Below are 23,321 nucleotides of genomic sequence, written 5' to 3'. Positions count from 1 at the left end.
CCCCACCCGAGCCGGCCCGCGCTCCCTCGCGCCCGCCCTCGCCCGCCCACACGGAGAGGACCCGCCCTGCCATGCGCCTCTACCTGCTCGCCCTCAACCCGACCGACTCGGTGACCGACGGATTCCTGCCCGCCGCCGCCCGCCTCGGGCTCGCCGTCACCGTCCTCACCGACCACGCCGAGGCCCACCGACGCGCCTACGCCGGAACGGAGTTCGCGCCGGAGGTGACCGAGTGCGAGGTCCGGGACTTCCGCGAGGTGATCGGGCTCATCTCCCGCCTCCGCGCCTCCGGCACCGCCGACGCGCCGTTCGCCGTCTTCAGCAACAGCGACCACCTGCAGACCCAGACCGCGCTCGCCGCCGAGTACTTCGGCCTCCCGGCCAAGGACTGGAAGGCCACCCTGCGGGCCAAGAACAAGGGCCAGCTCCGCCGCCACCTGGCCGCCGCCGGCCTCGACGCCGTCCGCTCGGTCGAACTCGCCCCGGAGCAGGACCCGTCCGTGCTGCGCGCGGCGGACCTGCCCTTCCCCGTCGTGGTCAAGCCGCGCGAGGGCGTCGCCAGCGAGGACGTCTCCCTGGTCGCCGACATCGAGGAACTGGTCCGGCGCGCCAAGGAGATCCAGGACCGGCGCCCCGACGCCGCCCTCGTCGTCGAGGAGTTCCTGGAGGGGCAGTTGTACACCCTGGAGACGCTGGGCGACGGCCGCCGCCGGCACGTCCTCGGCGGGTTCCGGACCAGACTCTCCCCGCCGCCGGACTTCGTCGAGGAGATGCTGGAGTTCGTCCCCGCGCACCCGTCCGCCGTGGTCGCACAGGTACTGGCCCAGCTGGACGCGCTCGGGGTCGGACTCGGCGCCTGCCACACCGAGTTCGTCGTCCAGCCGGACGGCCGGGCCCGGATCATCGAGGTCAACTACCGCGCCATCGGCGACCAGTGCGACCTGATGCTGACCGAGATCCTCGGCATCCCGCTGTTCGAGCACATCCTCGCCGCCCACCTCGGCCTCGAACTCCCCGCCGACCTCGGCGAACGCTGCGCCGCCACCCGGCTGCGCGCCCGCAACGAGGTGGTCTGCGCCGACCGGGCCGGGACCCTCACCGCCGCCCCCGGGCCGTACGACGAGGACGCCGACGGGGTCCGGCTCGCCTACCGGCCGCTGCGCCCGGTCGGCGAACGGCACCCGCACTACCGCACCAACCGGGACTACCTGGGCGTGATCTGGGCGATCGGCCCCGAGCAGGCCGCCGTCGACGCCGCCGTGGCCCGGTACGTGGCCGCCAACCGCTGGGAGATCACCCCGTGAGCGCCGCCACCACGCCTTCCGCCACCAGCACTCCCGCCACCACCACTCCCGCCGGCCTGCTCGCCCTCCGGGTCCTCTCCACCCTGGTCCGCGAGGACGTGCTCGGACTGCGCACCCGCGGCACGGTCGAGCACCGCGCCGACGGCGCCTGGCTGGTGGCCGCCGAGCACGGCATCGCCGTCCCCGTCGCCGCCGAGGGCTTCCAGAGCGAGTACGGCGCCCGCCTGCCGCTCGTCGAGGTCGACGGCCGCCTGATCGGGGACCTCGACGCCGCGCTGACCGCGCTCGCCGCCCACGCCGACGCCGAGGACCGGCCCGGCTGGGCCGCGTTCGCCGAGGAGTGCCGCCAGACCCTCGCCACCATGGAACTGCACGAGCGGGTCCGCGCCGAGGTGCACACCGCGCTCACCGACCTCTACGGCGCCGACCCGGCCCACTGGACCGGCCCCGCCGCCGCACTCGGCCACGACACCCTGGCCGCCTTCCTCGACCACCCCGTCTACCCGACCGCCCGCGGCCGCTCCGGCCTCGACGAGCACGAACTGCGCTCCCACGCACCGGAGTTCCACCCCGCCTTCGAACTGCGCTGGCTCGCCCTGCCGGCCGGCACGCTCACCCGGCACGGCGACCGCCCGCTGCCCCGCTGGTGGCCCACCCCGAGCTGGCTCGGCCTCGACCTGCCCGGCGGCGACGCCGCCTGGGAGACCCTGCCGGTGCACCCGCTGACCGTCGGACCGGCCCTGGAGGAGGCGCTGCGCGCCACCGGCCTGGACGGCCGCGCCGTGCTCGCCGAGCGCCCCTACCTGACCGTTGTCCCGACCCTCTCGATGCGGACGGTCGCGGTCGCCGAGAACCCGCTCCACCACCTGAAGCTGCCGCTCGCCACCGCCACCCTCGGCCGGCTCAACCGCCGCACCATCAAGCCCGGCACGCTGGTCGACGGCGCCGCCGGACAGCGGCTGGTCGAGGCCGTGCTGGCGCGCGAACCCCGGTTCGCCGGGCGGATCCTGCACGCCGACGAGCAGACCTGGGCGCACGCCGGGCACGAGCTGCTGGCGGTGCTGCTGCGCCGCTACCCGGAGGGACTGGAGCGGTCCGTGACCGTCCCGCTCGCCGCGCTGCTCGCCCCGGCCCCGGCCTCGGTGGCCACCCGCGGGCACCTGGTCGTCGACCGGCTCGCCGACCGGTTCCACGGCGGCGACCCGGTCGCCCTCTACGACGCGCTGCTGGAGCTGCTGCTCGACTGGCAGACCACGCTGTTCGGCCACGGCGTCGCCCTGGAGTCCCACCAGCAGAACACCTCGCTCGTCCTCGACCAGGACGGCGGCCTGCGCCTGCTCTACAAGGACGACGACGGCCCGCGCGTCCACACCGGGCGGATGACCGCCTCCCTCGGCGAACTCTCCCCCGCACGGGAGGAGTTCGACGACGTCCGGATCTTCGGCGACGACGACCGGCGGCTCACCGACCTGTTCACCACCATCACCGGCCACCTGTGCGCCGGCTCGCTCGCCTTCGGCCTCGCCGCCCACGGCCGGGCCGGACTCGACGAACTGCTCGTCCTGCTGCGCAAGCGGCTGACCGAGGCCGTCGAACGGACCGGACCGGCCGCCGAACCGCTGCGCGCCGCCCTGCTCGACGCCGACCGGCTCCCGGTCAAGGCGATGGTCACCGCCGGCACCCTGCTCAGCAAGCAGCGCTCGGGCGCCGCCGACATCAACAAGCACTACACCGACGGCCCGAACTACCTCATGCCGCAACAGCGTTCCGCGAACGAGCCAGGACCGGCACAGTGACCGTCGACGCGCTGCCCCGGCCGTCCGAACACGACACCGCCGCACCGGACGGACTCGGCCGGCGCCAGGTGCACGCCGTCGCCGCCTGCTACTTCGTCGCGTCCTTCGCCGCCCTCGGCCTGCCGCCCTACCTGACCGCGATCCTGCCCGGACTCGGCGACCAGCAGGGACGCTGGGCGGGCGTGCTGTACATCGTGCCCACCGTGTTCAGCGCCCTCGGCGCCCCGATGTGGGGGCGGCTCGCCGACCGGTACGGCCGCAAGCGACTGCTGCTGCGCGCCCAACTCGGCCTCGCCCTCTCCTTCCTGCTGGCCGGGGCCGCCGACTCGCTGACCGCCTTCACCCTCGCACTGGTGCTCCAGGGCTTCCTCGGCGGCACCTTCGCCGCGACCAACGGCTACCTCGCCGCCGCCCTCGACGGCGCCCGACTGTCCCGGGCGCTCACCCTGATGCAGGGCAGCGCGCGGGCCGCCCTGGTGGCCGCGCCGATCCTGGTCGGCGTACTGTCGCCGTGGATCGACCCGCACCGGCAGTACCTGCTGATGGCCGTACTGCCGCTCACCGCCGCGGTGTTCCTCTCCCTGCTGCCGGAACCGGGACGCCCCGGGGCGAAGGCGACGGCCGAGAGCGCGGCCGAGGCCGGGACCGCCTCCGAACCCGACCCCGCCCTCGGCCCGGGCCCCGGCAGCGCGACCGCCGCAGCCGCGCCGACGGACGCGACCGCCGACGAGCCGACCGGCCGCACGCCCCTGCGCGTCCTCTACGGCCTGGAGTTCGCCTTCGTCTTCGCCACCATCATCTCCTTCCCCTATCTGATATCCCTGGCCGAGGAACGCCTCCCCGGGGTCTCCGGCACCACCACCGGCGTGCTGTTCGCCCTGCCCCACCTCTGCTACCTGGCGTTCGCGGCCCGCACCCACACCGCCTTCCTGCACCGCCCGCACACCGGCATCGCGCTCGGCTTCGGCTTCGTCGCGCTCGGCCTCGCCGGGCACGCCGTGGCAGACTCGCTGCCGGCCTTCGTCGCCGTCCGACTGCTGCTCGGCGCCGGACTCACCCTCGGCCTGGTCTGCCTCTCGGTGCTCGCCGCCGAGGCCTGCCGCGGCCGGGCACCCGGGCGACTGTTCGGCTCGCTCGAATTCGTCTCCAAGGGCGGCGCCGTGGCCGCCGGCGCCGTCGCGGCGCTGGTCAACGGCCGGTTCGGCGCCACCTCCCCCGTGCTGGTCGGCACCGCCGCCGCACTCCTGGCCGCCGTCGCGGCCACCGCACTCTCCTCCCACTCCCGCCAGCGTTGGAGTCGCACATGACGCACCGACTGCCCACCGCCGACCATGCCGTGGTCCACACCCTGCTCAACTGCCTGCTGCGCGAAGTGTCCGCACCCGAACACCAGACCGCCGTCACCGACGGCCGCCTGCTGATCCGCCTCCCCCGGCGCGGCACCCTGCTCCGGGTGGCCCTGCGCCGCACCTCACTGATCGGCGCACACCGCTTCACCGGACCGGTGGAGGAAGAACACCACGGCGGCTGGCGCGAGTTGGACTGGCACGAGCTCGCCCGCCAGGTCCAGGGCGAACTGGAACTGCGCACCGGCACCGTCAACGAGGAGTTCCTCGGCCAGCTCGCCTCCAGCCGCGCGGTGGTCTCGACCGCCCTGGCCGGCCGCCCCGGCCCCGGAACCAACCGCTACCTGGAGTCCGAGCAGGCCCTGCTCTTCGGACACCGGTTCCACCCCGCACCCAAGTCCCGCTCCGCCGAACGCGGCGACTGGCGCGACTACGCCCCCGAGGCCCGCGCCGAATTCCCGCTGCGCCACCTCGCCGTCCGGCAGGAACTGATCGCCGAGTCCTCCACCGACCCGGCCGCGACCGCCCTGCTCGACAGCCTCGCCGCCGTCCCGGATGGCTACCGGCTGCTGCCCGCCCACCCCTGGCAGTACGAACTCGTCGGCGACCACCCGCTGTTGCGCGGAGCGCTGGACCGCGGCGACATCGTCGACCTCGGCCCCGGCGGCACCCCGTTCGCGGCCACCGCCTCGGTGCGGACCCTGTACGGCGCGGGCGCGTTCCTCAAGTTCAGCCTCAATGTGCGGATCACCAACTGCCTGCGCAAGAACGCCGCCTACGAGCTGACCGGCGCGGTCACCCTCACCCGGCTGCTCGCCCCGGTACTGGCCGACCTGGCCGACCGGTTCCCGGACGCGGCCGTGCTGCGCGAACCGGCCTTCCGCACCCTCGCCCTGCCCGGCGCCGACGGCCGGCCCGACCGGGCGCTGTACGAGGGCTTCGGCCTGATCGTCCGCGAGGGCCTCGGCGGCTCGCTGCGCCCCGGCGTCACCCCGCTGCTGGCCGCCGCCGTCGCCGACGAGTACCCCACCAGTTCGGCGCACATCTCCCGACTGCTGTCCGAGCCGGCCGACCCCGCCCGCGCGCTCGACTGGTGGACGGCCTACCTGCGGCTGCTGCTCCCGCCGGTGCTGGCCGCCTTCTTCGACCACGGCGTGGTGCTCGAACCGCACCTGCAGAACGTCCTGATCGGCGTGGACGCGTCCGGCCGCCCGGCCCAGGTGCTCTTCCGCGACCTGGAGGGGACGAAGCTCGTCCCCGAGCGGCACGCCGAACTGCTCGCCGCACTGCCGCCCGAGGTGGCCGGCCCGATGGCCTACGACGCCGAGCGGGGCTGGGACCGGGTGGTCTACTGCCTGCTGGTCAACCACGTGGCCGAACTGCTCGCCGCCGTCGCCGACCTGCACCCGGCGGCGGAGGGCGCGCTCTGGGAGGCGGTCCGCCGCGTCCTGGAGGAGTACGCCGCGGAGCACGGCTGCCCGCCCCGGCTGCGTGCGCTGCTGGCCGGTGTGCCGCTGCCCGCCAAGGCCAACCTGCTCACCCGCTGGGAGCGCAAGGCCGACCGCGCGGCCGGGTACGTCCGGATGGCCTCGCCGCTGGCCCGCTCCGTGCTGGCCGAGGCCGCCCACACCGGCGCCGCGTCCGCGACACCGGCCCCACCCGCACCGCCCGCCCCACCTACCGCCCGGATCCCGCAGCCCGTCCAGGCCCCGCCCGTCGCCGCCGGGAGGACCCGATGACCGCCGCCACCACCACCGGCGCCACCACCGCCACCACCACCGGCGCCACCACCGCCACCGACGCCGTCCGCCGCCGGGTCGCGGAGCTGGATCCGGAACAACTCCCGGCCTATGTCTACGACCTGGCGGCCCTGCGGACGCACGCCGCCGCCGTCCGGGCCGCCCTGCCGGAGCGGGTCGAGCTGTACTACGCGGCCAAGGCCAACCCCGAGGCCCCGGTACTGGCCGCGCTGAGCTGGGCCGTGGACGGCTACGAGGTCTCCAGCGGAGGCGAGTTGGCGCACGTCCGGGCGGCCGTCCCGGACGCCCCGCTGGCCTTCGGCGGGCCGGGCAAGACGCCCGCCGAGATCGCCGCCGCCGTGGACGCCGGTGTGCACCGCTGGCACGTCGAGAGCGAGCAGGAGCTGTACCGGCTCGCCGCCGTACTGGCCGACCGGCCGGACGCGGCCGTGGACGTGCTGCTGCGGGTGAACCTGCCGGTCGGGTCGGGCGCGCTGGACTCCGTCGCGCTGGCGATGGGCGGGCGTCCGACCCCGTTCGGGCTGGACCCGGACCGCGCCGAGGCGGCGGTCCGCCTGCTCACCGAGCCGGTCGGCCCGCTGGGCCCGGTCCGGCGGCAGCTGCGGCTGCGCGGTGTGCACGCCCATCTGGCGAGCGGGCTGGCGGCCCCCGAGCAGCTGGCGCTGGCGGAGCAGATCGTCGGCTGGTCCACCCGTTTGGCCGAGCGGCACGCCTTCGCGCTGGACGAGGTCAACGTGGGCGGCGGCATGGCCGTCGACTACGCCGACCCGGCGGCCCGGTTCGACTGGGCCGCGTTCGGCGAGGGCCTCGGGAAGCTGCTGGACCGCCACCCCGGCCCGGTCCTGCGGATCGAGCCCGGCCGGGCGCTCACCGCCTACTGCGGCTGGTACGCGACCGAGGTACTGGACGTGAAGCGCAGCCACGGCGAGGACTTCGCGGTCGTCCGCGGCGGCACCCACCACCTGCGGACCCCGGCCACCCGGGGCCACAGCCAGCCGTTCGGCGCCCTGCCGGTCGAGGACTGGCCCCATCCGTGGGAGCGGCCGGCCGTGACCACCGGCCGGGCCACCCTGGCCGGCCAGCTCTGCACCCCGAAGGACGTGCTCGCCCACGCCGCCCCGGCCGCCGCCCGCCTCCGCACGGGCGACCGGGTGCTCTTCGACCTGGCCGGGGCGTACGCCTGGAACATCTCGCACCACGAGTTCCTGATGCACCCCCGCCCGGGCTTCCACTATCTGGACGGCCCGGCGGAGGACAGCTGAGGGAGCACCCCTGACGGCCGACGGATTCCGGAGGTCCGACCACGGATTCCGGGACCCGTCGGCCGCCGGTCGTGCCCACGACCCACTCGACCCGTACTGACGTGCGAAGGTGGTAGCGACGAAGGGAGCGGGCACGTGCTGATGGAGAAGGTGGCGGAGATCATCGCCGAGGCCTCGGCCGAGGCGGTGGAGCCCCGGTTCCGGGCGCTGGCCTCCGGCGAGGTGATGGAGAAGGCCCCCGGCGAGGTGGTCACCGTCGCCGACCGCGAGGCCGAGCTGATCATCGCCCGGCGGCTGCGCGAGCTGCTGCCCGTCCCGGTGGTCGGCGAGGAGGCGGTGTCCGCCGACCCGGCGCTCGCCCGGGCCCTGCACGCCGAACCCGCCGTCTGGCTGGTCGACCCCGTCGACGGCACCGCCAACTTCGTCGCCGGCCGCCCCGACTACGCGGTGATGGTCTCCCTGGTGCGCGACGGCCGGACCGTCGCCGCCTGGATCCGGCAGCCGGCCACCGCCACCACCTACACCGCCGAACTCGGCTCCGGCGCCTGGCGGGACGGCCACCGGCTGACCCGCACGCCCGCCGGCACCGATCCGGCCGCCTGGCGCGGCTCGGTGAAGAGCCGGTTCCTGGACCCGTCCCGCCGCCGACTGATCGAGGCCAACGCCCACGCCTTCGGCGGACTCACCGCCGGCCGCCACGCCGCCGGCATCGAGTACCCCGACATCGCCGAGGGCGCCACCGACTTCGTCCTCTACTGGCGCACCCTCCCCTGGGACCACGCCCCCGGCTCCCTCCTGGTGGCCGAGTCCGGCGGCCGCGCCGCCCGCCTCGACGGCTCCCCCTACCGCCCCGAGGCCCCGGGCGGCGAGGACGGCCTGCTCGTCGCGGCCGACCCGGCCACCTGGGAACGGTGCCGCGAGATCCTGTTCGCGCCGTAGGCCGCGCCCCGGGCCTCACGCGGAGAACCGGGCGCGCGGTCGGCGGTCCGGGGCGAGGCCAGTGACCCGGAGATCACGGTGGTGGTGGACCACCACCTGCGGGCGGACGCGCCCGTCCCCACGGCGCCCGCCCCACCCGGGCCGTCCCCACCGCACCCGTCCCCACCGGGGCCGTCCGACCCGCCGCCCGGTCCGGCCTCCGGTCTACCGGCCGACCCACCGCCAGGTCCGGCGGCCGGCGCGGACGACCTCGCCGATCAGGGCGGCCACCTCGGCCGGGGTGGTGTGCGGGTTGAGCAGGGTCAGTTTGAGCCGGACCCGACCGGGGCCCTCGCCGGGCAGTTCGGTCCGGCCGACCACCGCCCGTCCGCCGCGCAGCAGTTCGCGCCGCAGTTCGGCGTTGACCCGGTCGAGGGCCGCCGGGTCGACGTCGGAGCGCGAGGAGTCCAGGCCCGCCGGGCGGTAGCGGAACAGCAGGGCGGTCAGCACGGGTTCGGCGTGCAGCTCCAGCTCCGGTTCGTCCCGGACGGTGTCGGCGGCGGACCGCGCGAGGTCGTGGCAGGCGTCCACGAGGCGGCCGAGCCCGGCGCGGCCGAGGGTGCGCAGGGTGACGGCGAGTTTGAAGGCGTCGGCCCGCCGGGTGGTGCGCAGCGAGAGTCCCAACAGGCTGGGGTAGCCGGCCTGTTCGTCGTCGGCCGGGTTGAGGTAGACGGCCCGGCGGGCGAGCGAGACGTAGTTCTCGGCGTGGCGCACCAGGAAGACACCGGCGGCGGCGGGCTGCCAGCCGAGCTTGTGCCAGTCCAGCGAGACGGAGTCGGCGCGTTCGATGCCGTCGAGCAGGGGGGCGAGCCGGTCGGAGAGCAGGGCGCCGCCGCCGTACGCGGCGTCGACGTGCAGCCAGGCGTCGTAGCGGGCGGCGAGTTCGGCGGCGGCGGGCAGCGGGTCGACGGCGCCGGTGTCGGTGGTGCCGGCGGTGGCGACCACCGCGACGGGGGTGTGTCCGGCCCAACTCGCCTCGGCCAGGGCGCGTTCGAGCGCCACCGGGTCCATCCTCAGGTCGCGGTCGACGTCGATCGGGACGACGGCGCGTTCGCCGAGGCCGAGCAGGGCGGCCGCCCGCTGGACCGAGAAGTGCGCGGCGCGGGAGGCGAAGATCCGGGGCCGGACGCCGGCGGGCAGACCGAGGAGCCCGTCGAGTTCGACGATGCCGTCGAGCTTCTGGTCGCGGGCGAGCATGAGGCCCATGAGGTTGGACTCGGTACCGCCGGAGGTGACGACGCCCGCGGCCCGGGCGGGGTCGTAGCCGACCAGGGCGGCGAGTTCGGCGAGCAGCGCGGTCTCCAGCGCCGTCGCCGCGGGGGCCTGGTCCCAGGAGTCCTGGGAGGGGTTGAGGGCGCTGACGGCGAGGTCGGCCGCGGCGGCCACGGCGAGCGGCGGGCAGTGCAGGTGGGCGGCGCAGAACGGGTCGGCGGGGTCGGCGGCGCCGTGGGCGAGCAGTTCGGTGAGGCGGGCGAGGGCGTCGGGGCCCTCGGCGGCGGCGAGGGCCCGGTCGACCAGGGCGGCGAGGTCGGCGGGGCGGCCGGGCGGCAGCGGGCCGCCGCGCCGGGTGGCGCCGGTCTCCAGCGCGTCGAGGACGGTGGCGAGCAGCGGGCCGAGGGCGGCCGGTCCGCCGACCCCGCCGGAGAGGGCGTCGAGCGGCGCGTCGGCGCCCTCGCCGGCCCCGCTCCCTGCTTCCGCTCCCGCCCCTGTTCCCGCTCCTGCTCCTGCTCCTCGGCCGCCGCTCACGCGGACGCCGCCGCGATGGCGTCGGCGAGCCGGTCCAGCACCGCGGCGGCCTGCTCGTCCGTGGCGGTGAGCGGGGGCAGCAGCCGCAGGACGGCGTCGTGCCGCCCGCCGAGTTCGACGATCAGGCCGCGGGCCAGGCAGGCCTCGCGGACCCGGACGGCGAGTTCGGGCGCGGCCGGCCGGGCCCCGCAGGCGTCCGGCTCCGCGGCCGGGTCGACGAGTTCGACGCCGATCATCAGTCCGCGTCCGCGCACGTCGCCGATCGCGGGGAGTTCCCCGGCCAGCGCGCGCAGCCGTTCGACCATCCGGTCGCCGACCACCGCCGCCCGTTCGGCCAGCCCGTTGGCGGCGACGTAGCGCAGTGTGGCGGCTCCGGCGGCCATGGCCAGCGTGTTGCCGCGGAAGGTGCCGGTGTGGGCTCCGGGCCGCCAGCCGTCGTACTCCTCCCGGTAGACGACGACGGCGAGCGGGAGGCTGCCGCCGATCGCCTTGGAGAGCACCATCGCGTCGGGCACGATCCCGCTGTGCTCGACCGCCCACATCGCCCCGGTGCGGCCCACGCCGGTCTGCACCTCGTCGACGATCAGCGGGATGCGGCGCTCGGCGGTGATCCGGCGCATGGCGCGCAGCCAGTCGTCCGGCGCGGGGACGACGCCGCCCTCGCCCTGGACGGCCTCCAGGACCATCGCGGCGGGCGGGACGACACCGCCGGCCGGGTCGTCGAGCAGCCGTTCGACGTAGGTGGCCGAGAGTTCGGCGCCCGCCTCCCCGCCGACCCCGAACGGGCAGCGGTAGCCGTAGGGGTAGGGCAGCCGGACGACCTCGCCGCCGCCGGGCAGCGGCTCCTTGACGGCGACGTTGCCGGTGAGCGCGAGGGATCCGGCGGTCATCCCGTGGTAGGCGCCGGTGAAGGCGAGGGCGCCGGAGCGGCCGGTCGCGGTCTGCATCAGCTTGAGCGCGGCCTCGACGGCGTCGGTCCCGGCGGGCCCGCAGAAGTGCACGCGCGCGCCGTCGGCGAAGGCGGGCGGCAGGCTCTCGAACAGGGCGGTGGTGAAGTCGTCCTTCTCGGCGGTCGCGAGGTCGAGCAGGTGGAGCGGGGCGCCGCTGTCGAGGGTGCGGCGGATCGCCTCCAGGACCACGGGGTGGTTGTGGCCGAGCGCGAGGGTGCCGGCGCCGGAGAGGCAGTCGAGGTAGCGGCGGCCGTCGGCGCCCTCGACGGTCATGCCACTGGCGCGCACGGGGACGATCGGGAAGGAGCGCGCGTAGGTGCGGGCGGCGGACTCGCGCAGGCGCTGGCGGCGCAGCACGGCGCCCGGCGACGGCCCGGTCCCGGCGGCGGGCTCGGGCGCCGGGGCGGGCGCGGGAACGGCGGCACGGGGGACGGTCGGACCGGTGGCGGGCTCAGCGGCGAGCGTCAAGGCGGACTCCCAGAAAATTAGGTGAGCCTAACCTTACTTGTCTGACCTGCCCTGATCCGTCCGGGGGCACCTGAACCACCCTTGCGGGTGACAACCCGTCCACTCCCTCAACGAGCGACCCGCCAGGAGGTCACGGCCGACCGGGGACGTCCGGTCCGTCGGGGCCGCCGGTCCAGCGGTAGCAGAGCTCCGGCCGGCCGACCGTGCCGTAGCGGGGCTCCCGGACGCAGAGACCGGTGTCCACCAGGTGCTCCAGGTAGCGGCGGGCGGTGATCCGCGAGACACCGGCCGCCGCACCCGCGGCGGCGGCCGACAGGCCGGTGCGCTCCGCGCGCAGCACCCCCGCCACGGTGTCCAGCGTCGGAGCGCTCAATCCCTTCGGCAGGGCGGTGCGCTCGGGCATCCGCAGCAGCGCGAGCGCCTGGTCGACCTCGTCCTGCCCGGTGGCCGCACCGGTCCGCCCGAGGGTGTCCCGGTAGCGGGCGTAGCGCTCCAGGCGGTCGTGCAGCGCGGCGGCGGCGAACGGCTTCAGCAGGTACTGGACCACGCCGGCGGACACCGCCCGGCGGACCATCGCGAGGTCGCGGGCGGAGGTGACCGCGATGACGTCGGTGGCGTGCCCGGCCGCGCGCAGGGTGCCGCAGAGCTGGAGGCCGTGCCCGTCGGGGAGGTACAGGTCCAGCAGCAGCAGGTCGACGGGGCGCCCGGCGGCCCGGGCCCGCTCCAGGAAGCGCAGCGCCTCCGCGCAGCCGTGCACGGTGCCGACCGCCCGGAATCCCGGCTCGCGCCCCACGTAGAGGGTGTGGGCGGCGGCGGCCACCGGGTCGTCCTCGACCACCAGGACGGAGATCTCGGACCGTTCGGCGTCGGCGGCGCTGTCGGCGTCGGCGCCGTTCTCGGCCCGGCCGTTGCCTCGGCTCACGGGGCCACCGCCACGCGCTCGCGCTCCCCGGCGTCGTCGCGCGCCGGGCGGTCGAGCGGCAGCCGGACGGTGAGCACCGCGCCGCGCTCCCGGCCGACCTCGACGGTGCCGCCGTTGCGCCGGGCGGCCTGGGCGACCAGGGCGAGCCCGAGTCCGCGCCCGTGGCCGCTGCTGCTCGCCCGGCTGCCCCCTTCGCCGCCCCCGCCCGCGCGGCCGTCCTGTTTGGTGCTCCACCCGCGCCGGAACACGTCGTCCACCGCGCCCGGGGCGATCCCGTCCCCGCTGTCGGCGACCCGCAGCAGCAGGTGGTCCCCGTCGATCCGGGCGGTGACGGTGACCTCCGGGGGGCCGGGGTTCGCGGCCGCGCCGGTGATCGCGGCGTCCACGGCGTTGTCGATCAGATTGCCGAGGACGGTGATGAGGTCGCGGGCGGTCAGTCGCGGCGGCAGCACCCCGTCGTCGATCGAACTGTCCGGCGTGAGCGTCAACTCCACGCCCCGCTCGGCAGCCTGGGCGGCCTTGCCCAGCAGCAGGGCGGCCAGCACCGGTTCGCCGACGGCGGCCACCACCCGGTCGGTGAGCCGCTGGGCGAGGGCGAGTTCGGCGGTGGCGAACTCCACCGCCTCGCGGTGACGGCCGAGTTCGATCAGCGACACGACGGCGTGCAGCCGGTTGGCGGCCTCGTGCGCCTGCGCGCCGAGCGCCTCGGTGAAGCCGCGCACGGAGTCCAGCTCGCCGCTCAGCGCCTGGAGTTCGGTGTGGTCGCGGAGGGTGAGGACGCGGCCGAGCCCGGTGCCGATGGTGGAGGTGTTGAGCACCACCACCCGCTCGGCGGTCAGATGGACCTCGTCCCGGACCGGCGCGTCCCCGGAGACGGCCGCCAGCAGCGCGTCCGGCAGTCCCAGCCCGTCGACCGGGCGGCCCTCCACCGCCCCCTCCAGGCCCAGGAGTTCGCGCGCGGCGTCGTTGCAGAGCACCACCCGGTGCTCGCGGTCGAGCAGGACGAGCCCCTCCCGGACGGCGTGCAGGGTGGCCTGGTGGTACTCGTAGAGGTGGCTGAGCTCGGCCGGCCCCATGCCGTGGGTGTGCCGCCGCAGCCGGGAGTTGGCGAGGTAGGTGCCGATCCCGCCGACGGCCAGCGCGGCCCCCGCGACCCCCACCAGGGCGAGCAGCGGACCGCGCAGCCGGGCCGAGATCGACTGCACCGTGATGCCCGCGCTGACCAGCGCCACCACCCGGTGCCGCTCGTCCAGCACCGGGGTGACCACCCGCACCGACGGGCCGAGCGTGCCGGTGTAGGTCTCGCTGCGGGTCTCCCCCGCGAGCGCCCAGTCGATGTGCCCGAGGAAGGGCCGCCCGATCTGCTCGGGCAGCGGGTGGGTCCAGCGGACGCCGGCGGTGTCCATCACGGTGACGAAGGAGACCCCGGTGTCGACCCGCACCCGCTCGGCGTAGGGCTGGAGCACCGCCGTCGGATCGGGCGCCCCGGCGGCGTCAAGGACGGTCGGCGAGTCGGCGACGGCGCGGGCGACGGCGGTGACCTGGCGGCGGGCCGCGTCGTCGGCGCGCCCGGCGGTGAACAGGTACGCGAGCACCGCCCCGCCCGCGACCACGGCGGCGACGATCACCACTTGGACGAGGAAGAGCTGTCCGGCCAGGCTGCGCACCAGCCGGCGCGGCGGGAGAGGGGTACGCGCGGACATGCCTGTCAGTGTGCACCACGGCCCCGGCGGCGCGGACCCCGCTGCGGGGACGAGAACGACGTGAACTCTATGAACGCAAACGTGACCCCCGTCACGCCCGGACGCCATAGTCGGAGCGGCCCACCACCCGGGGCCCCCGGACCGCACACCGGCGCACCCCCATGAGCGCATCCCCACCGGCGCTCGCGCCACCGGGCACAGCAGGGCGAAGGAGCCACAGATGTCGATCACCGGAGCAGCGGCGGGCGCGGCCACCAGACCGAAGGACCGCACCCACCTCCTCTACCTCGCCGTGATCGCGGCGGTCGTCGCGGGCGTCGTGGTGGGCCTGGCCGCGCCGGACTTCGCGGTGGAGCTGAAGCCCGTCGGCACGGGCTTCGTCAACCTCATCAAGATGATGATCAGCCCGGTCATCTTCTGCACCATCGTGCTCGGCATCGGCTCCGTCACCAAGGCCGCCAAGGTCGGCAAGGTCGGCGGCCTGGCCCTCGGCTACTTCCTCGCCATGTCGACCGTCGCCCTCGGCATCGGCCTGCTGGTCGGCAACCTGCTGGAGCCCGGCGGCGGCCTCCACCTGACCTCCGCGCTCGCCAAGTCCGGCCACGCCCAGGCCGCCGCCGGCGGCGCGCAGTCCACCGCCGACTTCCTGCTCGGGATGATCCCCACCACCATGCTCTCCGCCCTCACCGAGGGCAAGGTGCTGCAGACCCTGCTGATCGCCCTGCTGGCCGGCTTCGCCCTCCAGGCGATGGGCCCGGCCGGCGCACCCGTGCTGCGCGGCATCGAGCACGTGCAGCGGCTGGTCTTCCGGGTCATGGCGATGATCATGTGGGTGGCGCCGATCGGCGCCTTCGGGGCGATGGCCGCGGTGGTCGGCGCCACCGGTACGGCCGCGCTGAAGAGCCTCGCCGTCATCATGATCGGCTTCTACCTGACCTGCGCCCTGTTCGTGGTCGTGGTGCTCGGCACCCTGCTGCGCCTGGTCGCCGGCGTCAACATCTTCACCCTGCTGCGCTACCTGGGCCGCGAGTTCCTGCTGATCCTCTCCACCTCCTCCTCGGAGAGCGCCCTCCCCCGGCTGATCGCCAAGATGGAGCACCTGGGCGTCAGCCGCCCGGTGGTCGGCATCACCGTCCCGACCGGCTACAGCTTCAACCTGGACGGCACCGCGATCTACCTGACCATGGCCTCGATCTTCATCTCGGAGGCGATGGACAAGCCGATGTCGGTGGGCGAGCAGCTGTCGCTGCTGGTCTTCATGGTGATCGCCAGCAAGGGCGCGGCCGGCGTCACCGGCGCCGGACTGGCCACCCTCGCGGGCGGGCTCCAGTCGCACAAGCCTGCCCTGGTGGACGGCGTCGGGCTGATCGTCGGCATCGACCGATTCATGTCCGAGGCCCGGGCACTCACCAACTTCGCCGGGAACGCCGTCGCCACCGTGCTGATCGGGCAGTGGACCGGGGAGCTCGACCGCGAGCGGGCCCGGCAGGTGCTGGCGGGCGAGGTGCCGTTCGACGAGCGGACGCTGCTGGACGCCGACGCGCACGGCGGCGCGGGCGCCCCGGCGGCGGAGGGCACCGTCCCGGCCGGGTCGGCCCCGGCGGCACCGGTCCCGACCACAGTCCCGGCCGCTGTCCCGACCACCGCCGCCGCCACGACGGCGGCGACCACGACGGCCGCCTGAGCCGCGGGCCCGTCCCTCACACTCCCCTGGTCCGGCGCCCCGCCCAACCCCCCGGAAAAGGCGCCGGACCAGGGGTCCCGCATGTCCCGGGGCCGAGCCGGTGCTCGGGCAGGTCCCTGCGAGGCGCGAGCCCGCGTCTCGCAGGGACGATCGGCCCGCTCAGACCTCCTCGGAGCCGCTGACCGCCCAGCTCAGCCCGGTCGCCGGATCCTCCAGCGCGAGGTGCAGGTGCCGCAGCCGGTCGGCCGGATCGTCCCAGGTGAAGCAGCGCATCCGCGCGACCAGGGCGCGGACCTCCGCCCGGTCCGCCGCCTCCGGCCGCTGCGCGCCGGTCATCGCCGTCAGCACCCGCCACAGCGCCAGCCGCCCGTGCGCCGCGCCGTGCGCGCGGTCCGCGATGCCCGCCTGCACCAGCGCCGGCCAGGCGAGGGCGAACGGCAGGTACCCGCCGATGACCAGCGGCCCCGGCACGAGCTGGGCGGCGGCCCCCGCCGCCGGTCCTCGCACACAGACCGTCCGCGCCCAGCCGGCCAGCTCGGCCAGCGCCCGGGTGGCCGGCTGCCCCGGCAGCCGGACGCCGGGTTCGGGCAGCTCCACCCGAGCCAGGCCCTCCCGGCTGGCGGGCAGCGTCAGCAGGGCGCTGCGCGAACCGCCCTGGCGCAGGTACTCCCGGACCGGCATGCCCTCGGCCCGTCCCACGGACTCCCAGGGCTCCAGCAGCAGCGGCACCCCCTCGGGGTCCGGTTCGGCGCCCCGGGAGAGGTCCTCGCCGAGCAGCACCCGGGTCTGCGCGACCAGCCGCCGCACCGGGGGCGGACCGAGCAGCGGAGCGAGCCGCCGCCAGGTGTGCCGGGTCGCCAGCACCTCCCAGAGCGGCCCGGCGTCGTGGTCGGCCACCCCCGCCGCCGTGCCGGGACCGCCGTCCGCGTCGAACAGTCGTGCGGCCACCTCGGGCGGTGCGGCGTACGCGATCAGGTGGCCGAGCGCGGCGGTGGCGATGCCGGCCCGGCTCTGCGCGGCCGACACTGCGGTCGCGGTCGCGGCCGTCCGGCGGCGGTACGCCGGGTCGCTGCCCGTCAGGTCGCCGTCCACCGGGTCGCCGTCCGCCAGATCGAGCGCGACGGCGGCGGCCCGGGCCTGCCGGTAGGCGCCCAGCAGTTCGATCCAACGGCCCTCGTCCACCAGGGAGCGGAGCCGATGCTCCTCGTACGTGATCACGATTTGCAGCGTACGGGGCGAGGCCGGAGCAGAGCTGACTTGCCGTCAGACCGGTGCGTCGGACCCCGCGCGCGCCCCTGGCACATGCCCGGGCGCTGGGCCGGACGGGGGACCCGGCGGGGGGCCGGGCAGTGTGCCGGACGGGGAACCGGACGCTCGGCCGGGCCGGGAATCGGGCCGACGGTCGGGCGAGCGACCGCCGGACGGGCGACGGACCCCGGACCCCGCCCCGGCGGGCGACTCGCGCTCCCGTTCGAGGACGTTCCGCAACCGGTCCAGCGCCCGGCGCCGGGTGACCGCCAGGGTGGAGCGGTGCACGCCGAGGAGTTCGGCGGCCTCCTCCAGGCTGTAGCCGTCGAGGTCGACCAGCAGCACCACCCGCGCCTGCTTCACCGTCAGACAGCGCAGCAGCCGCACCACCTCCCAGTGCGCCTGCAGCTCGGCCACCCCGCCACCCGACGGATCGCCGCACCCCCCGCCCCACCCGCCGACGGCCGCGAGAACGCCGGCCGGTCCGACGTCCTCCAGCGCCTCGGACTGGCGCAGCCGGCGGCGGTCGCGGCGCCACTCGTCGCGCACGACGTTCGCCATCGCGGTGAACGCGTAGGCGTAGGGCCGGGGATGACCGAGGAAGCGGGCGGGATTCCGGGCGATCCGCAGATACGCCTCGTGGACGACATCACCCGCGCCGAACGGATCCCCGAGCATGCGCACGGCGGCACGCTGGAGCCTGGGCAGCAATTCCGTGAACACCCGGTCGAATTCGGCGGATCCGGCGGACGGGCGCGGCCTCGGATCCGGGTCCGGGTCCGGGTCCGGGTCCGGGGCCGCTCCGCCTCGGCAACCGGCCGTGATTCCCATCCCGCCCCCTCGGAAATCGGCACCCCGAAAGCCCGGTCGGTGGACATCGACCCGTCGGCCGTACGGCCTTGTGACGCACATCACATCATAGTTCGTCGTCCCACCGTTCCGCAGCCATTCGCATGAGGGCGGGAGGCGGGCCCAGGGTGACACCGGGGTCGCCCGGCCCGGGCGGGCGACCCCGGGCCGGGCGGACTCCGCGCGGAGGCCGGGGTGGTGGAGCGACGGTGCTTCTTGTGCCGTCCGTGCGTGCGCTTCCGACCCGGGGTGCATGGGACGCTATCGGCGCGGCCGCCCGGCGGCGGCGAGGATCCGCGAATCCGCCCGCGGCACCGGCGCATTGTGTTCGAATGTCCCCGTCGTGTGCCCCGACCGGCACGGCCGCCCCGAAAGCGAAGGGCCCCGCACCCGGGCACTCCACTTCCAAATCCCCTGCGCCGTCAACTGATTGCCGTCGGCCACCCGCCCGCCGTCGGCCACCCGCCCTCAACCGCGCGGCGTCAGCCGGACCCGCATCGGGCTCCGCACCTGGAGCGTGATGCCCTGGCCGAGCCGGACGCCGCGGTCCACCGCCTCGAACTCGAAGTCCCGCAGCAGCGCGCCCAGCGCCAGCACCGACTCCAGCATGGAGAAGTGCTGCCCTATGCAGGCCCGCGGCCCACCCCCGAACGGGTACCAGGCGTACCGGTGGCGCTCCTTCTCCCGCTCGGGCAGGAAGCGGTCCGGGTCGAAGCGGTCCGGCTGCTCCCAGTGGTCCGGGTGCCGGTGGGTGACCCACGGCGCGAGGATGACCTGGGCGCCGGCGGGCACGACGTAGCCGTCGATCACCGATTCGGCCACCGAGCGTCGCCCCATCTGCGAGGCGGCCGGGTAGAGCCGCATCGCCTCCTTCATCACCTGGGTGAGGTAGGGCAGCGCCTCCAGGTCCGCCGCCTCCGGCGCCCGGCCGGCCAGTACGGCGTCCGCCTCCTCGCGGGCCCGGCGCCGCTGCTCCGGGTGCTTGGCCAGCAGGAAGAGCGCGAAGGCGAGCGAGGTCGCCGTGGTCTCGTGCCCGGCGAGCAGGAAGATCAGGACCTGGTCGCGCAGTTCGGCCGGGTCGAGCCGCTCCCCGTCCTCGCCCCGGGCCCGGGTCAGCAGCTCCAGCAGGTCGTCCGGACCGGCGGTGTCGGCCACGCCCGCCGCCCGCCGCACCGCGCGCTCGGCGATGATCCGGTCGCACACCGCGTAGAGGTCGCGCTGCGCGCCGGCGGCCCGCCGGTTGGCGGGGGTCGGCCAACCGCGGGGCACCTTCACCGGTGCGAAGCCGCGTTCGAGCACGAACTCGCCGAGTACCGGGAAGCTGTGGTGCACCACCCGCACCGCCGCCTCCACGTCCGCCCCGAAGAGGATCCGGGACACCGTGCGCAGCGCGAACCGCGACATCTCCTCCGCGACGTCGACCACGCCGCCGGGCACCACCCGCCAGCGGTCGGCGAGCACCGCGCACTCCTGCCCGACGGCCTCCGCGTAGCCGTCCACCCGGCGCCGGGTGAACAGCGGCTGGATCAGTCGGCGCTGGCGGTGGTAGTCGCCGTCCTGGCTGGTCAGCAGGCCGTTGCCGAGGCTGGTCCGCAGCTCGTCGTAGAAGCTGTTGTCCTTGCGGAAGTTGGCCGCTTCGCTGCCGAGCACCTGGTGCGCGCCCTCCGGCGAGAACACCGCGTAGAACTCGGCGCGCAGTCCGGGCGGCCCGGCGGCGAAGCGGACGACGTCGCCGTAGTCGCGGCGGGCGTCGAGGTAGGTCCGCAGCGGACGCCGGGTCAGGTCGAGCAGCGAGCCCACCAGCGGGAGTCCCGGCGGCCCGGGTATCCGGGTGATGGTGGCGGCGGTGCCGGTAGTACTGGTGGTGCTGGTGGTCGCGGCGGTCAGCGACATGTCCCCTCCTCGGTCGTGCGCCTCACCGGTCCCGCTGCCGGTCGGGCACCCCCGCCCCCGACCGCGCGACCGGTCGGTCGTGCCCCCCGTTCCGTCCCCAACGTAACTGCCGGGTAATCGGCACAGAAGGGGCGCACAGAGCGCTGCCGACGCGCGCCACCCCGCGCTCACCGGCCGCCCCGCGCCCCGGAGGCAGCGCGGGATCCGAACGACCGCCCCGGGCCGCTTGCGTCTTCCGACAGACCCGCCACCCGCTTCGGCACCCCTGGCCTGTGCGATGAGACAGACGAAATTAGGCCCGCATATGCGGCACTATGATCGGCGTAATGGCCGCACCTGCGGCATTGACCCCGCGCCCCTCCCGGCGCGCCCAGGAGGGGAAGCCAAGGATGACCGTCCGCAGACTCACCGCCACCAGGTTCACCGCCACCGCGGCGGCGGCCCTCGTCCTCGCCCTCGGCGCCACCGCCTGCGGCAGCGACGGCGGCACCGACGCCAGGAGCAGCAGCAGCTCCCCCGCCGCCCCCGGCACGGGCGCGGCGACCGGCGGCACGAGCGCGGCCGGCGTCCCGAAGGCCACCGGAGCGATCACGGTGTTCGCCGCCGCCTCGCTCAAGGAGACCTTCACCGAGCTCGGCAAGAAGTTCGAGGCCGCCAACCCCGGCGCCAAGGTCACCTTCAACTTCGGCGGCAGCTCCGCCCTCGCCACGAGCATCAACTCCGGTGCCCCGGCCGACGTGTTCGCCGCCGCCAGCCCGGCCACCATGAAGACCGTCACCGACGCGGGCGGCGCCACCGGCGAGCCGAAGACCTTCGTGCGCAACACCCTCGCCATCGCCGTCCCCAAGGGCAACCCCAAGCACTTCGCCGGTCTCGCCGACCTGGCCGCGCCGGGCGTGAAGGTCGCGCTCTGCGCGAAGGAGATGCCCTGCGGCGCCGCCGCGCTGACCGCCCTCAAGGCCGCGAACGTCAACCTCACCCCGGTCACCCTGGAGCAGGACGTCAAGGGCGCGCTGACCAAGGTCGAGCTCGGCGAGGTCGACGCCTCGCTCGTGTACCGCACCGATGTGAAGGCCGATGCTGCGAAGATCGACGGCGTGGAATTCCCCGAGGCCGCCAAGGCCGTGAACGACTACCCGATCGCCGCCCTGGCCAAGGCGCCGAACAAGGACGGCGCCACCGCCTTCGTCGCCTACATCCAGTCGTCCGAGGCGCAGCAGGTGCTGACCGCGGCGGGCTTCCAGGCGCCGTGATCCGTCGCACCGGCCGCGTGGACGGCGCGGCTGACGGCACGGCGGACGGCCCCGCGGGCGGCCCCGGGTCCGGGGATTCCTCGGGCCCGGGGTCGCTCCCGGGCCAGGGCTCCGGTCCGGGCTCCGGCCGGCTGCGGCGGCGCGGCCGGCGGGGGGCGGGCCGGGTGCCGGTCGCCCTGCTGCTCCCCGCGCTGCTCGGCCTGGCGTTCCTCGTCCTCCCCCTGGTCGGGCTGCTGGTCCGGGCGCCCTGGAGCGCACTCCCGGAGCAGCTCACCAGCCCGCAGGTGTGGGAGGCGCTGCGCCTCTCGCTCGTCTGCGCGACGGCCGCCACGGCGGTGTCCCTGGTCCTGGGCGTGCCGCTGGCCTGGCTGCTGGCCCGGACCGAACTGCCGGGCCGGCGGCTGGTCCGGGCCCTGGTCACCCTGCCGCTGGTGCTGCCTCCGGTGGTCGGCGGTGTCGCGCTGCTGCTGGTGCTCGGCCGGCGCGGAATCGTCGGCTCCTGGCTGGACTCCGCCTTCGGCATCACCCTGCCGTTCACCACCACCGGCGTGGTGATCGCGGAGGCGTTCGTCGCGATGCCGTTCCTGGTGATCAGCGTCGAGGGCGCGCTGCGCGCCGCGGACCCGCGCTACGAGGAGGCCGCCGCGACGCTGGGCGCCTCCCGGCTGACCGCGTTCCGGCGGGTCACCCTGCCGCTGATCGCGCCGGGCATCGGGGCCGGTGCCGTGCTGGCCTGGGCGCGGGCGCTCGGCGAGTTCGGCGCGACGATCACCTTCGCGGGCAACTTCCCGGGCCGCACGCAGACCATGCCGCTGGCCGTCTACCTCGCGATGGAGTCGGACCCGGAGGCGGCGATCGCGCTGTCGCTGGTCCTGCTGGTGGTGTCGATCGCGGTGCTGGCCGGCCTGCGCGAGCGCTGGATGTCCGCGCCGTGAGGCCGGCTGCCGCCCCTGCCCCCGTCCCCCTGCCCGTCGTCCCTGTCGTCCCCTTCCCCCTCCCCGTCCCCGGAGCGCCGCGCCGATGACCTCCCACCCCGGTGCCGCCGGTCTGGACGCCCGGCTGCGGGTCGACCGCGCCGCCTTCACCCTGGACCTCGCCCTCACCGCCGCCCCCGGCGAGGTGGTCGCGCTGCTCGGCCCGAACGGTGCCGGGAAGTCCACCGCCCTGCGCGCGCTGGCCGGGCTGCTGCCGCTCGGCGCCGGTCACCTGCGGCTGGACGGCGACGTCCTGGAGGACCCGGCCCAGCGCCTGCACACCCCGGCCGAGGAGCGCCCGGTCGGCGTGGTCTTCCAGGACTACCTGCTCTTCCCGCATCTGAGCGCCCTCGACAACGTCGCCTTCGGCCCGCGCTGCCGGGGCCGTTCCAAGCGCGAGGCACGCGCGGAGGCCGCCGGCTGGCTGGAGCGGATGGGCCTGGCCGAGCACGCCGCCGCCCGCCCGGCCCGGCTCTCCGGCGGGCAGGCCCAACGGGTGGCGCTCGCCCGGGCGCTCGCCGTCCGGCCCCGGCTGCTGCTGCTGGACGAGCCGCTGGCCGCCCTGGACGCCCGCACCCGGCTCGACGTGCGGGCGCAGCTGCGGCGCCACCTGGCCGAGTTCGAGGCGGTCGCGGTGCTGGTGACGCACGATCCGCTGGACGCGATGGTGCTGGCCGACCGGCTGGTGGTGATCGAGGACGGACGCGAGGTGCAGTCCGGCCTGCCGGCGGAGATCGCGCGCCGGCCGCGCACCGACTACATCGCCCGGCTGGTCGGGCTGAACCTCTACCGGGGCACCTCGGCCGGGCACCTGGTGACGCTGCCGGACGGCGCCGTGCTGACCACCGACGAGGACCTTTCCGGGCCGGTCTTCGTCGCGTTCCCGCCGTCCGCCGTCGTCCTCCACGGCTCGCGGCCGGAGGGGAGCGCGCGCAATGTCTGGGAACTGACGGTCAACGGGCTCGACCTCCACGGCGACCAGGTGCGGGCCGACCTGGCGGGGGCCGTCCCGATGGCCGCCGACCTCACCCCGGCGGCGGCCGCCGAACTGGGCCTGGCCCGGGGATCGACGGTCTGGGCCGCGGTCAAGGCCGCCCAGACGCACGCCTACCCGGCCTGACCACCCACCGACCACCTCTGGCCCCTCCCGCCGTCGGCAGCTCCGGTGGTCGCCCGGTGGTCACT

The 23,321-nt window shown here is 75.7% G+C and carries 17 protein-coding genes; 10 read left to right on the top strand and 7 right to left on the bottom strand.

Features of this window, described 5'->3' with window-relative positions; genetic code table 11:
- Positions 1-71 precede the first annotated feature (71 nt).
- From OG715_RS33350 to OG715_RS33325, 6 genes are all read left to right on the top strand, one after another.
- The gene (locus OG715_RS33350; protein ID WP_266273565.1) at positions 72-1,304 is read left to right on the top strand and encodes an ATP-grasp domain-containing protein; all 1,233 of its coding nucleotides are present in this window, start codon (positions 72-74) and stop codon (positions 1,302-1,304) included.
- Positions 1,301-3,100 (top strand): IucA/IucC family protein, encoded by a 1,800-nt coding sequence (locus OG715_RS33345; RefSeq protein WP_266273566.1) that lies wholly within the window; start codon positions 1,301-1,303, stop codon positions 3,098-3,100. The genes OG715_RS33350 and OG715_RS33345 overlap by 4 nt, the downstream gene beginning before the upstream one ends.
- Positions 3,097-4,407: an MFS transporter gene (locus OG715_RS33340; protein WP_266273567.1), complete on the top strand. Its 1,311-nt coding sequence runs from the start codon at positions 3,097-3,099 to the stop codon at positions 4,405-4,407. The genes OG715_RS33345 and OG715_RS33340 overlap by 4 nt, the downstream gene beginning before the upstream one ends.
- Entirely contained in the window at positions 4,404-6,185 is a 1,782-nt protein-coding gene (locus OG715_RS33335) for an IucA/IucC family protein (protein WP_266273568.1), read from the top strand. Before OG715_RS33340 ends, OG715_RS33335 begins: the two co-directional genes overlap by 4 nt.
- On the top strand, positions 6,182-7,468 hold the full coding sequence (locus OG715_RS33330) for a type III PLP-dependent enzyme (protein ID WP_266273569.1): 1,287 nt from the start codon (positions 6,182-6,184) through the stop codon (positions 7,466-7,468). The genes OG715_RS33335 and OG715_RS33330 overlap by 4 nt, the downstream gene beginning before the upstream one ends.
- A 141-nt stretch (positions 7,469-7,609) precedes the next feature.
- Entirely contained in the window at positions 7,610-8,407 is a 798-nt protein-coding gene (locus OG715_RS33325) for an inositol monophosphatase family protein (protein WP_266274619.1), read from the top strand.
- A gap of 204 nt (positions 8,408-8,611) precedes the next feature.
- Here the strand turns inward: OG715_RS33325 and OG715_RS33320 are convergent, their stop codons facing one another.
- The 4 genes from OG715_RS33320 to OG715_RS33305 form a co-directional block, all read right to left on the bottom strand.
- Positions 8,612-10,054, bottom strand: a complete 1,443-nt coding sequence (locus OG715_RS33320) for a pyridoxal phosphate-dependent decarboxylase family protein (RefSeq protein WP_407661141.1) — start codon at positions 10,052-10,054, stop codon at positions 8,612-8,614.
- A 134-nt stretch (positions 10,055-10,188) separates the two neighbouring features.
- Complete coding sequence (locus OG715_RS33315; RefSeq protein ID WP_407661046.1) at positions 10,189-11,610, bottom strand: diaminobutyrate--2-oxoglutarate transaminase family protein; 1,422 nt, start codon at positions 11,608-11,610, stop codon at positions 10,189-10,191.
- 130 nt (positions 11,611-11,740) lie between these two features.
- A complete protein-coding gene (locus OG715_RS33310; protein WP_266274621.1) occupies positions 11,741-12,460 on the bottom strand; it encodes a response regulator in 720 nt (239 codons plus the stop codon).
- A gap of 68 nt (positions 12,461-12,528) precedes the next feature.
- On the bottom strand, positions 12,529-14,235 hold the full coding sequence (locus OG715_RS33305; RefSeq protein ID WP_266273571.1) for a sensor histidine kinase: 1,707 nt from the start codon (positions 14,233-14,235) through the stop codon (positions 12,529-12,531).
- 220 nt (positions 14,236-14,455) lie between these two features.
- On the opposite strand from OG715_RS33305, the gene OG715_RS33300 reads away from it, so the two are divergent.
- On the top strand, positions 14,456-15,919 hold the full coding sequence (locus OG715_RS33300) for a cation:dicarboxylate symporter family transporter (RefSeq protein ID WP_266273572.1): 1,464 nt from the start codon (positions 14,456-14,458) through the stop codon (positions 15,917-15,919).
- A 159-nt stretch (positions 15,920-16,078) separates the two neighbouring features.
- Here OG715_RS33300 and OG715_RS33295 read toward each other — a convergent pair whose 3' ends face one another.
- The 3 genes from OG715_RS33295 to OG715_RS33285 form a co-directional block, all read right to left on the bottom strand.
- Positions 16,079-17,137: a hypothetical protein gene (locus OG715_RS33295; RefSeq protein WP_266273573.1), complete on the bottom strand. Its 1,059-nt coding sequence runs from the start codon at positions 17,135-17,137 to the stop codon at positions 16,079-16,081.
- A gap of 45 nt (positions 17,138-17,182) precedes the next feature.
- The gene (locus tag OG715_RS33290) at positions 17,183-17,890 is read right to left on the bottom strand and encodes an RNA polymerase sigma factor (RefSeq protein WP_266273574.1); all 708 of its coding nucleotides are present in this window, start codon (positions 17,888-17,890) and stop codon (positions 17,183-17,185) included.
- Positions 17,891-18,484: 594 nt separating this feature from the next.
- Positions 18,485-19,909, bottom strand: coding sequence for a cytochrome P450 (locus tag OG715_RS33285; protein WP_266273575.1), 1,425 nt, complete (start codon positions 19,907-19,909; stop codon positions 18,485-18,487).
- Positions 19,910-20,298: 389 nt separating this feature from the next.
- Here OG715_RS33285 and modA point away from each other — a divergent pair, with 389 nt between their 5' ends.
- From modA to OG715_RS33270, 3 genes are all read left to right on the top strand, one after another.
- On the top strand, positions 20,299-21,162 hold the full coding sequence (gene modA, locus OG715_RS33280; protein WP_266273576.1) for a molybdate ABC transporter substrate-binding protein: 864 nt from the start codon (positions 20,299-20,301) through the stop codon (positions 21,160-21,162).
- Between the two features lie 131 nt (positions 21,163-21,293).
- Positions 21,294-22,097: an ABC transporter permease gene (locus OG715_RS33275; RefSeq protein WP_266274622.1), complete on the top strand. Its 804-nt coding sequence runs from the start codon at positions 21,294-21,296 to the stop codon at positions 22,095-22,097.
- Between the two features lie 85 nt (positions 22,098-22,182).
- Positions 22,183-23,256 (top strand): ABC transporter ATP-binding protein, encoded by a 1,074-nt coding sequence (locus tag OG715_RS33270; protein ID WP_266273579.1) that lies wholly within the window; start codon positions 22,183-22,185, stop codon positions 23,254-23,256.
- Positions 23,257-23,321: the final 65 nt, after the last annotated feature.

Origin of the sequence: Kitasatospora purpeofusca (genome assembly GCF_036010405.1) — a bacterium.
Lineage (GTDB): Bacteria > Actinomycetota > Actinomycetes > Streptomycetales > Streptomycetaceae > Kitasatospora > Kitasatospora purpeofusca.
Note: the sequence above shows the minus strand (reverse complement) of the source record. Positions and strands in the feature narration are given on the sequence as shown.